General features: G+C 60.5%; 14 protein-coding genes. 7 read left to right on the forward strand and 7 right to left on the reverse strand.

Going from position 1 to position 14,401, the window contains the following annotated elements; all coding sequences use genetic code 11:
- Positions 1–343 precede the first annotated feature (343 nt).
- The 3 genes from P9875_RS11660 to P9875_RS11670 are packed head-to-tail and all read right to left on the reverse strand — an operon-like array spanning position 344 to position 2,591.
- Complete coding sequence (locus tag P9875_RS11660) at positions 344–1,345, reverse strand: hypothetical protein (protein WP_278318455.1); 1,002 nt, start codon at positions 1,343–1,345, stop codon at positions 344–346.
- Positions 1,342–2,214, reverse strand: a complete 873-nt coding sequence (locus tag P9875_RS11665; RefSeq protein ID WP_035817414.1) for an ABC transporter ATP-binding protein — start codon at positions 2,212–2,214, stop codon at positions 1,342–1,344. Before P9875_RS11665 ends, P9875_RS11660 begins: the two co-directional genes overlap by 4 nt.
- Positions 2,211–2,591 carry a GntR family transcriptional regulator gene (locus tag P9875_RS11670; protein ID WP_034784016.1) on the reverse strand — a complete coding sequence of 127 codons (381 nt, stop codon included), beginning with the start codon at positions 2,589–2,591 and terminating at the stop codon, positions 2,211–2,213. The genes P9875_RS11665 and P9875_RS11670 overlap by 4 nt, the downstream gene beginning before the upstream one ends.
- 225 nt (positions 2,592–2,816) lie before the next feature.
- On the opposite strand from P9875_RS11670, the gene P9875_RS11675 reads away from it, so the two are divergent.
- Both P9875_RS11675 and P9875_RS11680 read left to right on the forward strand, forming a co-directional pair.
- The gene (locus P9875_RS11675; RefSeq protein ID WP_278318456.1) at positions 2,817–4,655 is read left to right on the forward strand and encodes a hypothetical protein; all 1,839 of its coding nucleotides are present in this window, start codon (positions 2,817–2,819) and stop codon (positions 4,653–4,655) included.
- 38 nt (positions 4,656–4,693) lie between these two features.
- Complete coding sequence (locus tag P9875_RS11680) at positions 4,694–5,068, forward strand: hypothetical protein (protein ID WP_278318457.1); 375 nt, start codon at positions 4,694–4,696, stop codon at positions 5,066–5,068.
- Here the strand turns inward: P9875_RS11680 and P9875_RS11685 are convergent.
- The 4 genes from P9875_RS11685 to P9875_RS11700 all read right to left on the reverse strand — a co-directional run bounded on the left by P9875_RS11685 (position 5,065) and on the right by P9875_RS11700 (position 7,888).
- Positions 5,065–5,784 (reverse strand): DUF72 domain-containing protein, encoded by a 720-nt coding sequence (locus P9875_RS11685; protein ID WP_278318458.1) that lies wholly within the window; start codon positions 5,782–5,784, stop codon positions 5,065–5,067. The genes P9875_RS11680 and P9875_RS11685 overlap by 4 nt on opposite strands.
- 69 nt (positions 5,785–5,853) lie before the next feature.
- Positions 5,854–6,609 carry a UDP-2,3-diacylglucosamine diphosphatase gene (locus tag P9875_RS11690; protein WP_278318459.1) on the reverse strand — a complete coding sequence of 252 codons (756 nt, stop codon included), beginning with the start codon at positions 6,607–6,609 and terminating at the stop codon, positions 5,854–5,856.
- Positions 6,610–6,695: 86 nt separating this feature from the next.
- On the reverse strand, positions 6,696–7,187 hold the full coding sequence (locus P9875_RS11695) for a peptidylprolyl isomerase (RefSeq protein WP_035817428.1): 492 nt from the start codon (positions 7,185–7,187) through the stop codon (positions 6,696–6,698).
- 71 nt (positions 7,188–7,258) lie between these two features.
- The gene (locus P9875_RS11700) at positions 7,259–7,888 is read right to left on the reverse strand and encodes a peptidylprolyl isomerase (RefSeq protein ID WP_176390933.1); all 630 of its coding nucleotides are present in this window, start codon (positions 7,886–7,888) and stop codon (positions 7,259–7,261) included.
- A 279-nt stretch (positions 7,889–8,167) separates the two neighbouring features.
- Between P9875_RS11700 and cysS the strand changes: the two genes are divergently transcribed.
- From cysS to P9875_RS11725, 5 genes are all read left to right on the forward strand, one after another.
- On the forward strand, positions 8,168–9,562 hold the full coding sequence (gene cysS / locus P9875_RS11705) for a cysteine--tRNA ligase (RefSeq protein WP_278318460.1): 1,395 nt from the start codon (positions 8,168–8,170) through the stop codon (positions 9,560–9,562).
- Positions 9,562–10,281: a DNA-3-methyladenine glycosylase family protein gene (locus P9875_RS11710; protein WP_278318820.1), complete on the forward strand. Its 720-nt coding sequence runs from the start codon at positions 9,562–9,564 to the stop codon at positions 10,279–10,281. Before cysS ends, P9875_RS11710 begins: the two co-directional genes overlap by 1 nt.
- A 54-nt stretch (positions 10,282–10,335) precedes the next feature.
- Positions 10,336–11,310: an acetyl-CoA carboxylase carboxyltransferase subunit alpha gene (locus tag P9875_RS11715; RefSeq protein ID WP_034756951.1), complete on the forward strand. Its 975-nt coding sequence runs from the start codon at positions 10,336–10,338 to the stop codon at positions 11,308–11,310.
- Positions 11,311–11,463: 153 nt separating this feature from the next.
- Positions 11,464–12,882 carry a tRNA lysidine(34) synthetase TilS gene (tilS, locus tag P9875_RS11720; protein WP_278318461.1) on the forward strand — a complete coding sequence of 473 codons (1,419 nt, stop codon included), beginning with the start codon at positions 11,464–11,466 and terminating at the stop codon, positions 12,880–12,882.
- Positions 12,883–13,078: 196 nt separating this feature from the next.
- On the forward strand, positions 13,079–14,326 hold the full coding sequence (locus P9875_RS11725) for an aspartate kinase (protein WP_035817435.1): 1,248 nt from the start codon (positions 13,079–13,081) through the stop codon (positions 14,324–14,326).
- Positions 14,327–14,401 lie beyond the last annotated feature (75 nt).

Here is a 14,401-nt window from a genome sequence, read left to right on the forward strand (position 1 = left end):
CATCACGAATTGTCACGAAATGGAGCTTTCCTGCTGAATCTGCCAACATGCGCCAGTGTTTCTGCGTCTTTTATTCAAAAAACATATCGCTATCGAATTGCTAGTTGTTGCTTTTTTGTGTGGTGATTATCAAATGTGATTTGGAATAAAATACGATAGAAATAATTATTTGTAATTATCATATCGATTTATTACTATCGATCGGATAGCCGGTATTGAATGAAGAGGATTTTTCATAATAACTATCAGTAAAGTAGTTATTGCTTCATTGACTTGAATGGGGCGGAAAATGCAAAACGCCCCGACGGGCGGGGCGTTTTTTAGGGGATGAGACAGTGCGCTGTCAGCCTTCCTCGCGCCAGCGGCGCAGGCGGATGGCGGCGTAAATCAGCGCCGCGCCTGCCGCCGCGCCCAGCCAGACGGCTGGCAAGGCCAGGCTGGACCAGGAATTGCTGAACACATCGATGCGCGTCATGTGCGATCCTCCCTCCGCCAGGGCGTGCATGCGCGGCAGCAGTTCCGGTTCGAACAGATACCAACTGCCGGGGAGAGTGCCCAGCAGGGCGCGTCCGATGACATTCATCTGTATCCAGCTGAGATCGCTTTCCGTCTGCGTCAGCTTGCCTGCCCAGACTGTCAGGATAAGCAGCAGCAGCGGCACGCCGACGGCCCACAGGAAGACTTTCGACTTGGCCCAGCTCGATACCATCAGCAGCCAGCCAACGGTCGGCAAGGCCCACAGACAATACACGGGCAGCAAGCCGAACACGCGCAGCGGTCCCAGGTACAGGCCCGGGGTGGCGAGCAGTTCGGCAAACACGTGGATGCCGTTGGCCGCCAGTACGCCGCTGAGGATCAGGATCAGGGCCAGCGACGTCAGGCTGGCTGCAGCAGCCACGATCAGCGGTGCGACCAGCAGGGCGATGGCCGCTTTCGACAGCACTGTCTGCGCATCCGAAATGGGCAGCGATTTCCAGAACAGCACGCTGCGGTCGCGGCGGTCGTCATGCAGGGCGCTCAGGCAATAGAAAAACACGAGGAAACCCAGCGCCAGGAACAGCGGCGCGGCCGCGTACGTATAGTTGTTGGCGACGGCGTCGATGATTTCCGTGCGGCGCGGCCCGAAGGTGCGCGTATTGAAGATGGTGCTCCAGGAAATTTCCTCGCCGTTGACGATGAGCGCCGTGTGCATTTTGGTCCTTGCGACAGTCGCGGCCGCCATCAGGGCGCCCAGCACCGTCATGACGACGCCGATCAGGGCCGGCGTCCACACCAGCATGCCCTTGTGTTCCCACAACTCGCGCCGGAGCAGCCATTGCATCTTGTTTACAGGGGAAATACTCATTGGTACGATCCTTTCATGGTCGCGACAAACAGGTCAGCCAGGCTGGGCGTGCGTACTTCGCCGAGGGCGGCCAGCTGGGTGCGGGCGACGCCATCGAACAGCATCACCGACTTGCCGAACACGCTGCGTTCGCTGATCGGCTGCAGGGCGCGCGCCGGATTGACGTGCTGCGGACCCACCATCACCTCGATGTAGCGCTCGCCTACTTCTTCCATGCTCGACGCCAGCACGATCTGGCCGTCGCGAATGAACATCAGGTCGCTGAGGATGTGTTCCACTTCCTCGATCTGGTGCGTGGTGATGACGATGGTCTTGTTTTCATCAAAATAGTCTTCCAGCAAGTTCTGGTAGAACTGCTTGCGGTAGAGGATGTCCAGGCCCAGGGTCGGCTCGTCGAGCACCAGCAGTTTGGCGTCGATGGCCATCACCAGTGCAAGGTGCAGCTGCACCACCATGCCCTTCGACATGGCCTTGACCTTCATTTTCGGCGACAGTTTGGTGTGGGCCAGGTAGCGTTCAGCCTTGCTGCGGTCGAAACGTGGATGCACGCCGGCAACGAAATCGATGGCGTCGGCCACGCGCAGCCAGCCCGGCAGGATGGCCACGTCGGCGATGAAGCACACGTCTTCCATCAGCGCGTCGCGCTGCACGCGGGGATCGCGCCCCAGCACCGACAAGTCGCCCTCGAAGCCCGTCAGGCCCAGGATGGCTTTCAGCGTGGTGGTCTTGCCGGAGCCGTTAGGCCCGATCAAGCCGACGATGCGGCCCGGCGCGATATCGAAGCTGATGCCATTGATGGCCACCTGCTTGCCATACTGCTTGCGCAGGCCGCGCGCGCTGATGACGCTGTCCTTGTTCAATGCATTCATGCGTTCTCTCCGTGTGCGCCGGCGTCGCGGCTCGCTTGCAGCAGTTGATCGAGGTCAAGGCCCAGGCGCGTGATGTGTTCCAGCAAGGCTGGCCATTCTTCGCGCAGGAAGCGTTCGCGTTCACTGGCCAGCAATTTGTCGCGGGCGCCTTCCAGTACATACATGCCGAGTCCTCTGCGTTTTTCCACCAGGGCATCGTCGACCAGTTCCTGGTAGGCGCGCGAGACCGTGATGGGATTCAATTGATAATCGGCCGCCACCTGGCGCACCGAAGGCAAGGCGTCGCCGGATTGCAGCACGCCATCGAGCATCATGCCCACCACCCTGGCCTTGAGCTGGCGGTAGATGGGGCTATTGTCATTCCATTCCGCGCTCATGGGATGCGCTCCGACAAGGGGGGGGCGGTGCGGCGCATGAAAAATGCTGTTGGCATTGAAGCTCCGTGATGTATCGAGTTGGTGTTGTAGTTAACTATAACAGTGAAAATTCAAATGTCAACATATTCATGTTTTTCTATCCACAAGGAAACTATAATATTGTGTGTTTGAAAATCTTACTTGATAACTTTTGGCGTGCATGTCGCCGCAACCATGAAAGCAGAAATGATAAATTGCTTTGGAGAAGTACAAAACCTGTTCAGGCGTGCCGGTGGCGGCGCCACCCTGTTGGCGCTGCTGAGCGCCTGTGGCGGTGGTTCCGGCGGCGGCACGTCCACGCCGCCACCGACACCCGTGGCACCGGTCGAGACGTCGCGCTATTTGCTGGGCGGCACGGTCAGCGGCCTGCTGCCTGGCGCCAGCGTCGTGCTGGCGAACGGCACGGATAAAGTGACCGTCACGGCCAACGGCCCCTTCAGCTTTGCCGGCAAGCTGGCGGCGGGCGCCAGTTATGAAGGCAAGGTCGACAGCGCTTCCGCGGGTCTCGCTTGCAGCATCGCGCAAGGCGCGGCCACCATGGGCAGCGCGGACGTCAGCAGCCTGGCCGTGCGTTGCCTGCCTATCGTGCTGGCCGGCGTGCAGGAAAAAATCCAGAATGTGGCCGGCATGGTGCAAGATGTGGCGGGCAACTATTACATCGCCGATGCTGTGCGGCAAGTCATTCATAAAGTCACGCCTGGCGGTGCCTTGAGCGTGTATGCGGGCATCTCGGGCAAGCCGGGCGCCGACGATGGCGCTGCTGCCACAGCCACTTTCCATATGAGTGGCGGGATTTCGATCCTGACCATTGATCGCGCGGCGAATCTGTATCTTTTCGATAATTGCAATGCACTCTTGCGCAAGATTACGCCCACCGGCGTGGTCAGCACGGTAGCGGGACAGCGCAGCGCGGCATGCGACTGGTCTGCCCCGGAAGCGGTAGTCGCGGATGGACAAGGGGCACTGGCGCAATTCGGCTGGACTACGGGCATGGCCATGGATAGCAATGGCGATGTCCTGCTTGCTGATGCTGAGCGGCAAATGATTCGCCGGGTGAGACCTGGAGGGCTCGTTAGTTCCGAGAAGCTGGTTGATAGCCGGGGATACCGGATATCCCCATCGCAATTGGCCGCCGATGCCAGCGGCACGATCTACTTCAGCGATGGGATTGGCAGCCGGATATATCGTTGGCAGCAGGGCGTGGCCGTCGTGGTTGCGGGAAGCAACAAGCGTGTGAGCGAGGACGGCAAAGGCGCCGCCGCCAGCTTCCGCAATATTCGCGGCATGGCGGTTGACCGTGACGGCAATGTGCTGGCGGCTGACGTCACGGCTATTCGCCGCATGACGCCGGATGGTGACGTGACGACCCTGGTTGGCGGGGCGGTGACGGACGCGGCTGGCGTTTCCGCCGGCTGGACATATCTCAATTCCCTGTTGCTGGAGTCTTCAGGCGCCTTGATAGTCCACGATGCCAGCAAGCACCGTTTGGTCCGTTTCGACGCGACAAAGGTGTTGTCCGCCATGCCATTCATGCCGGGCAATATGGGGGTGGCCGAGGCTGTGGGCGGGGCTGCCCGTGTGGGATATGTGGGTAGCTCTGGCATGTGCAGCGATCCTGCTGGCAACGTCTATCTGCTCGATATGACAAACAAGGTGCTGCGCCGTGTCACGCCGGACGGGGCACTCAGCGTCTACGCAGGCATCGCTGGCGTGGCCGGCAGCAATGACGGTCCGCGCACCAGCGCGACCATGCTTGGCCCTGTCGCGATCGCCTGCGACAAGGATGGCGCTGTATATTTTGCCGACAAGACAGCTGCTGGCACCGGATTCAACTTGCGCAAGATCGGCAAGGATGGCCAGGTATCCACGCAGGAAGCTTTGCCGGCCGGCACAGGCAAGCCTTTGCAGTATCGGCTGGCGATTGACAAGGATGGCTATCTGGCCTGGCTGGGCTGGGGACCCGACGGCATCTTCCGCCGCCCTCCCGGGGAACGTTTTCGGCTTTCCTGTCATTTGAAACCCTGACGCGCTCGCTGGGCGACACGGGGTCTGGCTGGGAATACATGGACCCGGGAAGTCTGGTTTTTGACAGCAAGGGCAATCTGTATTTTGACGATAATGTGCATCAAGTTGTCTTCAAGGTCGATCGCGCAGGCAAGGCCAGCGTTTTTGCCGGTACCTTGAACAAGGGAAGCGGCGGCGATGGCCCGCCAGGCGTAGGCGGCCTGTCGTTTACTGGGGCGCCCAGCCTGGCTGTCGATGCGAGCGACAATCTGTACCTGAGCGGCCAGGGCTGGGTGCGCAAGATCGATGCAGCCGGTGTTATTTCCACGCCAGCATTGGCATGGGGCCGTCCGGATATCGGTATCCTTGCCTTTGGCAACGGTATCTTGTACGGCTTCACGACCCAGGCGGTGCTGCAAACGCCGTTGCCTTAGTCGCTGATCCGCGCCTGCAAGTCCAGCGCATTGAACAGGGCGGCCCCGGCCGCCGTATTGTCGAAGATGCACCAGCTGTCCGCCTGCACCGATGCGTGCAATTCGGCGGCCAGCGCTGCCAGGTAATCGGCAGGGTAGTCCGAATAATATATTCTCGGGCTGCCGTGCAGGCGCAGGTAGGCCACGCTGGTCGTCGGCACGTGCGGGCCCGGCTGCCCGGCAGGCGGATCGGCGCGCACGCGGGTGATGCGCTGCATCTTCAATAGCTCGGTGGCGCCTGCCTCGAACCAGCTAGGGTGGCGCGCCTCGCACGCGAGCATGCCGTCGAAGCGTTGCCGTAGCGCAGTCAGGAAGTCAAAGGCCACGTCCGCTTCGAATCGCAGGCTGGGCGGCAGCTGCACCAGCACGCAGCCCAGTTTATTCCCCGGTTGCATCACTTCTCCCGCAAAACGATCGAGTTCGGCCGCACAGTCGCGCAAGCGCCGTTCGTGCGTGATGCTGCGCGGCAATTTCACGCTGAAGCGGAAGTGGTCGGGTACGCTGGCGGCCCAGCGCGCGTAGGTGGCACTCTGGTGCGGGCGGTAGAAGGAACTGTTGATTTCCACGCAGTTGAGCACCTGGGCATAGCGCTGCAGGTGGCTGCCATCGAGGGGGAAGTGGCTGGCGGCGGCGCTGGAAATACTCCAGCCGGCCGTGCCGATGTAAACAGGGTGCATGGCGCCATTACAGCAGGGCCAGGCGGGCGCGGCTATCGGACAAACGCCCGTGTCGCGGTCAGCGACCGTCTAGTCGATGAAGTCGCCATTCAGGTCGTGGCGCGTGATGTTGCCGCGCGTATCGATGGCGATCCAGCCGCCGCGCGGCTGTTGCGGCGGTGTCACATCGCATTCCCAGTCGGGCAAGACGTAGCGCAGAGTATGGCCGACCTGGTGCAGGGCGGGGCGGTGCGTGTGGCCGTGGATCATGACGGTGCTCGCATGTTCGGCAAATACTTGCGCGACAGCATCGGGCGTGACATCCATGATGTCCATGGACTTTTCGCCATTGTGCTCGCGGCTGCTTTGGCGCAAACCGTCGATGATGGCCTTGCGCTGCGCCAGCGGCATGGACAGGAACTGTTTTTGCCAGGCGGGCTGGCGCACCATGGCGCGAAACTCCATGTATTGCACGTCTTTCGTGCATTCGGCGTCGCCATGCAGCAAGACGACGCGCCGGCCGGCAAGCGTGGCCACATGCGGTTCGCTGAGCAGGGTAGCGCCGGCGGCGGCCGCAAAGCCGGAGCCGACGAGAAAATCGCGGTTGCCGGCGATCCAGTAGACGTGCACGCCCGCATCGCTGACGGCGCGGATGGCGGCCGTCATGCGCGCATTGAACGGGTCTTCCAGGTCATCGTCGCCGGCCCAGTACTCGAACAGGTCGCCTAATAGATACAGCGCTTGCGCATATTGCGCATGGTGTTCGAGGAAAGAAAGAAACGCCGCGCTGGTGCGCGGGTGCGAGCTCTGCAGATGCAGGTCGGAAATAAAGAGTGCGGCAGGCATTGTCATCGTTCAACGCTCCCCAAAAGTGATGTGCATGGAAAAGCGCAAACGCTGCAATGCCTGTTTTTCATGATGCGAAAGCCTGATTACGCGGCTTCTACCTTCTCGATGATGACGTCCGTCACTGGCACGTCGGCGAACATGCCGGCGCGCGAGGTTTTCACGGCGCGGATGGCGTCGACGACTTCCTTGCCTTCGGTGACTTTACCGAACACGGCGTAGCCCCAGCCGTCCTGGCCTGGGTAGTCGAGGAAGCTGTTGTTCTTGATGTTGATGAAGAACTGGGCCGATGCCGAATGCGGATCCGACGTGCGGGCCATGGCCAGCGTGTACGTGTCGTTTTTCAGGCCGTTCTTGGCTTCGTTTTCCACGGTGGTGTCGGCTGGCTTTTGTTTCATGCCTGGCTCGAAACCGCCGCCCTGGATCATGAAGCCGTCGATGACGCGGTGGAAAATCGTGTTGTCGTAGTGACCGGCTTGCATGTAGGCCAGGAAGTTGGCAACCGTTTTCGGCGCTTTCTCGGCGTCCAGTTCAGCGGTGATCTTGCCCAGATTGGTGGTGATGATGACGGAGGTCATGATGATCCTTAATAAATTGGATGATAAATGATTCAACGGCCCGTGTCGTTCAGGGCCGCAAAAACGCTATTTTACAGTTTTGCGGGCGCTGTCTTGAGTAAAGTCGCCGATTCGATCACCACGGGGGTGACCGGCACGTTCTGGTGCGGGCCCTTGTCCGCCACGGGCACGGCCTTGATCTTGTCGACCACGTCCATGCCGCTGACGACTTTGCCGAACACCGTGTAGCCGAAGCCGTCGCGGCCAGGGTAGTCGAGCGCGCCATTGTCGTTGACGTTAATGAAAAATTGCGCGGTGGCCGAATGCGGGTCGCCCGTGCGCGCCATGGCGATGCTGTAGGTGACGTTTTGCAAGCCGTTTTGCGCTTCATTCTTGATCGGCGCCTTGGTGGCTTTCTGTTTCATGTTCTTGTCGAAGCCGCCGCCCTGTATCATGAAGCCGTCGATGACGCGGTGAAACACCGTGCCCTTGTAGTAACCGCTGTTGACGTACTGCAGGAAGTTGGCCACGCTTTTCGGCGCTTTTTCCTGGTCCAGTTCCAGCACGATCTCGCCCATGCTGGTTTTCAGGGCCACATGCGGCGTGGGGTCGAGGGCAGTTGCCGGAGCGGCTGCCACGACGGCGCTGCCCAGGGTCAGGCCGGCAAACACGGTGCAAAAGCGGGCCAGGAAAGACAGGCGTTTCGATTTGATTTCTTGCATGAAGGCGTCCTTGATCGTTATTTTTCTTTAAACTTGCTTTAATTGTAAAGAAATGAAAATTCGGTTGAACATCGTAAAAACCTGATTCATATCGGGCCAGTATGGTTTTTATCAATGTTATACTTGACCGCTAACGCCCTAATTCTAACAAACAAGAACAACAATATAGCGGGTCGACCAGTCTTCGGCGCACACGGCAGTTCAGTGGCGCGGCACCCCCGGTGTCCGCGCCTGTCTGTCGTTTTGCCAGGCTGGCGGCCGCTCCACTTGCAAAGCACGATGAGCAATCTAAAGATTTACAACACCCTGGCGCGCGAAAAGCAGGTATTCGTCCCGATGGAAGCGGGCAAGGTACGCATGTACGTGTGCGGCATGACCATCTACGACTATTGCCATATCGGCCATGCGCGCATGATGATGGCGTTCGACGTCATCTACCGCTGGCTGAAGGCGTCCGGTTTCGACGTCACCTATGTGCGCAACATTACGGACATCGACGACAAGATCATCCGCCGCGCCGTGGAAAATGGCGAGACGATTTCCCAGCTGACGACGCGTTTCACCCAGTACATGGATGAAGACACGGCCGCGCTGGGCATCTTGACGCCCGACCACACGCCGCGCGCCACCGAATACGTGCCGCAGATGCTGCGCCTGATTGAGCAGCTGGAAGCGAAGGACCTGGCTTACCAGGGCGCGGATGGCGACGTGAACTATGCCGTGCGCAATTTCCCCCACTACGGCAAGCTGTCGGGCAAGTCGCTCGACGACCTGCGCGCGGGCGAAAGAGTCGACGTGAACACGGGCAAGCGCGATCCGCTCGACTTCGTGCTGTGGAAGTCGTCGAAAGAATCGGAGCCGGAAGAAGTCAAATGGGATTCGAAATGGGGCCGCGGCCGCCCGGGCTGGCATATCGAGTGCTCGGCCATGTCGTGCGCCTTGCTCGGTGAACAGTTCGACATCCATGGCGGCGGCGCGGACTTGCAATTCCCGCACCACGAAAACGAGATCGCCCAGTCCGAAGGCGCGTTCGGCCATACCAGCGTGAATTACTGGATACATAACGGTTTCGTGCGCCTGGACAATGAAAAAATGTCCAAGTCGCTCGGCAACTTCTTCACCATCCGCGAAGTGCTGCAAAAATTCGATGCCGAAGTGATCCGCTTCTTCATCCTGCGCGCGCACTACCGCAGCCCCCTGAATTACTCGGACGTGCACCTCGATGACGCTCGCTTGTCCCTGACCCGTTTGTACACGGCGCTGGCCGACGTGGCGGTGGAAGAGGGCGCCATCGACTGGAGCGAAGCGCACGCCGTGCGCGTGCGCGAAGCGATGGACGACGATTTCAACACGCCGCTGGCCGTGGCCGCCCTGTTCGACCTGGCAACGGAAGTGAACAAGAGCAAGTCGCCGGTCCTGGCGCGTCAATTGAAGGGCCTGGCGGGCGTGTTCGGCTTGCTGGAACGCACGCCGCAGCAATTCCTGCAAGCGACCGTCGGCGCCGCCGGCGGCCAGGATGAGGCTGCCGGCATCGAAGCGGCCATCGCGGCGCGCAGCGCGGCGAAAAAGGCGCGCGACTTTGCGCAGTCCGACAAGATCCGCGCCGAACTGTTGGCGGCGGGCATCATTCTTGAAGACAAGCCTGACGGCTCGACCAACTGGCGCCGCGCATGATGCCTACGTCCAGGGAAAACGGGGAAGTCCCCAAGGTGACGGACTTGGCGCAAGTGATCCAGGTGCCGTCCTACTGGGAAGAGGCGAAGATCGAGCTGATGAAGCGCGACCGCATCATGAAAAAGCTCATCCCGCAATTTGGCGACCTGCACCTGGTCGGCCATAGCGACCCGTTTACTACCCTGGCCCGTTCGCTGGTGGGGCAGCAGATCACGCCCAAGGCGGCCGATGCTGCCTGGAAAAAGCTGCTGCTCGCTTGCCCGAAATGCACGCCCTCGCAAGTGCTGAAGGCGGGCGCCGAGCAACTGTCCGCCTGTGGTTTGTCCAAACGCAAGACCGAATACATCCTCGACCTGGCTGACCATTTCAAGGCCAAGCGCGTGCACGCGAGCCAGTGGGACCAGATGGATGACGAAGCCGTCATCGCCGAACTGGTGCAGATCCGCGGCATCGGCCGCTGGACAGCCGAGATGTTTTTGATATTTAATCTGCTCCGGCCGAATGTCTTGCCGCTCGACGACCCCGGTTTGATCCAGGGCATCAGCGTCAATTACTTCTCCGGCGAACCAGTTTCCCGCAGCGATGCGCGCGAAGTTTCCGCCAATTGGGAACCGTGGCGCACCGTGGCGACGTGGTATTTGTGGCGCAGTCTCGACCCTGCAGCCGCCCCTGCCGCACCCGATGCAGCCCCCGGCGCAGCAGCCGGTACGGTAAAATAAACATAGATGACGCCGCGCGCCCTGGCGCCGTGGCCGGTAAAACCTGGAGGTACAATGACTAAAACGACTTTCCTCAATTTTGAACAGCCGATCGCGGAACTCGATTCCAAGATCGAAGAGTTGCGCTTCGTGCAAGACGATTCGGCCGTCGACATCTCGGAAGAGATCGACCGCCTGGCCAAAAAGAGCCAGCAGCTGACCAAGGATATCTACGCCAAGCTGACCCCTTGGCAAGTGGCGCAGATCGCGCGCCACCCACAGCGCCCCTACACCATGGATTACGTGAATGAAATCTTTACCGATTTCCACGAACTGCATGGCGACCGCAGCTACGCGGACGATCTGTCCGTCGTCGGCGGCCTGGCCCGCTTCAATGGCCAGCCGTGCATGGTCATCGGTCACCAGAAGGGCCGCGACACGAAAGAGCGCGCCATGCGCAATTTCGGCATGCCGAAGCCGGAAGGCTACCGCAAGGCCATGCGCCTGATGAAAGTGGCTGAAAAGTTCAACCTGCCGATCTTTACTTTTGTTGACACGCCAGGCGCCTTCCCCGGCATCGACGCGGAAGAGCGCGGCCAGTCGGAAGCCATCGGCCATAACCTGTACGTGATGGCCGAACTGAAAGTGCCGCTGATCGCCACCATCATCGGTGAAGGCGGTTCCGGCGGCGCGCTGGCGATTGCCGTGGGCGACGCCGTGCTGATGCTGCAATACTCGACCTACGCCGTGATCTCGCCGGAAGGCTGCGCCTCGATCCTGTGGAAGAGCGCCGAGCGCGCCTCCGACGCGGCCGAAGCGCTGGGCCTGACTGCCCACCGCCTGAAAGCCATGGGCCTGATCGACAAGATCATCAACGAACCGCTGGGCGGCGCCCACCGCGATCCGAAACAGATGGCCACCTTGCTCAAGCGCGCACTGGCCGACACCCTGCGCCAGTTCCACGGCATGAAAACCAAGGACCTGCTGGCCGCGCGCCATGAAAAACTGCTGAGCTACGGCAAGTTCAAGGAAACGACGCCGAGCGAGTAAGCGTTATTGGCTACGCAGCAAAATGCTGGGGTCAGACCCGTCGGGTCTGACCCCTGATTTTCGCCTGCAATGAATAAGTATTTCCAGGGACAGTCCGCTAAACGACACCATCCGTTTAGCAGCCTGTCCCTCTTTGCATTCCCGGAGTCCTGATTGAAAAAGCAACAAACCGCCACCGTCGCCGATATCTTCGCCAGCGCGCTGGCAACCTGCGGACCACAAACCGGCGAGACGGTCGGCATCGCCCTCAGCGGCGGCCTCGATTCCGCAGCCCTGCTGCACCTGGCGCATGCCTGGGCGCAGGAGCATGGCGTGTTTCTTTACGCCTTCCACGTGCATCACGGCCTGAGCCCGAATGCGGATGCCTGGCTGGCCCACTGCGAGCAGTTGTGCGCCGGCCTGGGTATCGCCTTCGAGGCACGCCGTGTCACCCTGGAAAAGAATGCGAAGACGGGCACGGAAGAGGCGGCCCGCAAGCGCCGTTACGCGGCCCTGGGCCAGTTGTGCGCCGCGCACGGCGTGCGCCTGCTGCTCACGGCCCACCACCAGGATGACCAGGCCGAGACGGTGCTGCTGCAATTGCTGCGCGGCTCCGGCACGGCGGGCTTGTCGGGCATGGATGGCGCCAACAGTGCGCCCGAGTTGCTGGGCAACCCTGACCTGGTGATGGCGCGCCCCTTGCTGCCCGTGTCGCGCAAGCAACTCGAAGCGTACGTGGCGAGCCATGCGATCGCGCATATCCACGATGAATCGAACGACGATCCCCGCTTCGCCCGCAATGCCTTGCGGCATCAGGTGATGCCCGTGCTGGCGCAGGCGTTTCCCGGTTTCCAGGAGCGCTTCGCCCGCAGCGCCCAGCATGCGCAATCGGCGCAGCGCCTGCTGACGGAACTGGCGACGCAGGATCTGGCGGCGTGCCTCGATGGCGACTGCATCGAGCTGGCGAAATTGCGCGAGTTGAGCGCGGACCGCTGCTACAACCTGCTGCGCCACTGGTTCGGCACGCGCGGCTTGCGCATGCCGTCGACGGCATGGCTGGCGGAAATGCTGGCGCAATTGCTGGAAGCGCGGCCCGATGCGCAATTGCTGGTCACGCACCCCGAATGCCACGTGCGGCGCCACCGCGACCGGCTGTATCTGACGCCGAAGCTGAATGACCTTGCCGGCATGCGTGACAAAAGCGATGCGGGCATTCCCGGCCTGGAAAAGGCCAGCCAGCAATTTAGCTGGCAAGGCGAAGCCAGCCTGGCCTTTCCCGCGTATGGCGGCGTGCTGCATTTCGATGCGGTGGAAGAGGGCGGCCAGGGTATCGATATTGCCTGGTTGCAATCTCAAACCTTGACGATCGACTTCCGCCAGGGTGGCGAGCGCCTGAAACTGGCCTTGAACCGTCCCACCAAGAGCTTGAAATACCACTACCAGGCGTTTGACGTGCCCGCCTGGGAACGCGAACGCCTGCCCCTTGTCTGTGCGGCGCAACAATTGCTGTTCGCGGCTGGTATCGGCCTCGATTGCCATTGCCTGAGTCTGCTGGACCGTCCCCGCGTCGCCCTGCGCTGGGTCTCCTGCTGAGCGTAGGGCCAGCCGCCACGGCCACTCCCGGGGTGGCCGCCAAGCGGCTGCCCAAGCCAGCTGGACTGCATGGATTGGTTATTTCCATATGCGCAATCGGTATGAGCTAATGCGCTTTTTAGCTTGTTATTTTGCATTGCGGCATGTAGAGTAAAGCCCTCCTTTTTTATTCTTCTTGAGCGGAAACTTCACTCTTATGGCTTTAATCGTCCACAAATATGGCGGTACGTCGATGGGCTCGACTGACCGTATCAAGAATGTCGCCAAGCGCGTTGCCAAGTGGCACGACGCTGGGCATCAAATCGTGGTGGTGCCATCCGCCATGTCGGGCGAAACGAACCGCCTGATTGGACTGGCCAAGGAAATCATGGATCAACCCGATCCCCGTGAACTTGACATGATCGCCTCGACAGGCGAACAAGTGTCCGTCGGCCTATTGTCGATGGCACTGCTGGCGATCGGCAAACAAGCCGTATCCTATGCTGGCTGGCAAGTCGCGATCAAGACCGATTCCGCCTTTACCAAGGCACGCATTCAGTCGATCGATGACGAAAAAGTCAAACGCGACCTCGATGCGGGCAAGATTGTCATCATTACCGGTTTCCAGGGTGTCGACGAACACGACAACATCGCGACCCTGGGCCGCGGCGGTTCGGACACCTCGGCAGTGGCGATCGCCGCCGCCATGAAGGCGGCCGAATGCCTGATCTTCACGGACGTCGACGGCGTCTACACGACCGACCCGCGCGTGGTTTCCGAGGCGCGCCGCCTGAAGACCATCACCTTTGAAGAAATGCTGGAACTGGCTTCGCTGGGTTCCAAAGTGCTGCAAACGCGTTCGGTGGAATTCGCCGGCAACTACCGCGTGCCCACGCGCGTGCTGTCGTCGCTGACCGACCCGATGTTGCCGCTGGAAATAGAAGCCAATTCAGGCACCCTGATTTCGTTTGAGGAAGATACAAACATGGAACAAGCAGTCATCTCCGGCATCGCCTTCAACCGCGATGAAGCCAAAATCACCGTGCTCGGCGTGCCCGACCGTCCAGGCGTGGCGTACCACATCCTGGGACCGGTGGCGGATGCGAACATCGAGGTCGACATGATCATACAGAATCAGTCGGTCGACGGTAAAACGGACTTCACCTTCACGGTCTCGCGCGGCGAGTACACGCGCGCCTTGGCCGTGCTGGAAGCGAACCGCGAATCGCTGGGCGCGGCCAGCATCACGGGCGACGCGAAAGTGTCGAAACTGTCCGTCGTCGGCGTGGGCATGCGCAGCCACGTTGGCGTCGCCTCGCAAATGTTCCGCACCCTGTCGGAAGAGGGCATCAACATCATGATGATCTCCACTTCCGAGATCAAGATCTCCGTGCTGATCGATGAAAAGTACATGGAACTGGCCGTGCGCGCGCTGCATAAGGCGTTCGAGCTGGAAAAAGCTTAAATATCCAAAAAAATTGCCCCACGCCCTTGACCAAAGGGGGGGCAATCGATATTATGACGTTCGTCGCTGCAGCGC

The sequence above is a fragment of the Janthinobacterium rivuli genome, from assembly GCF_029690045.1.
Lineage (GTDB): Bacteria > Pseudomonadota > Gammaproteobacteria > Burkholderiales > Burkholderiaceae_D > Janthinobacterium > Janthinobacterium rivuli.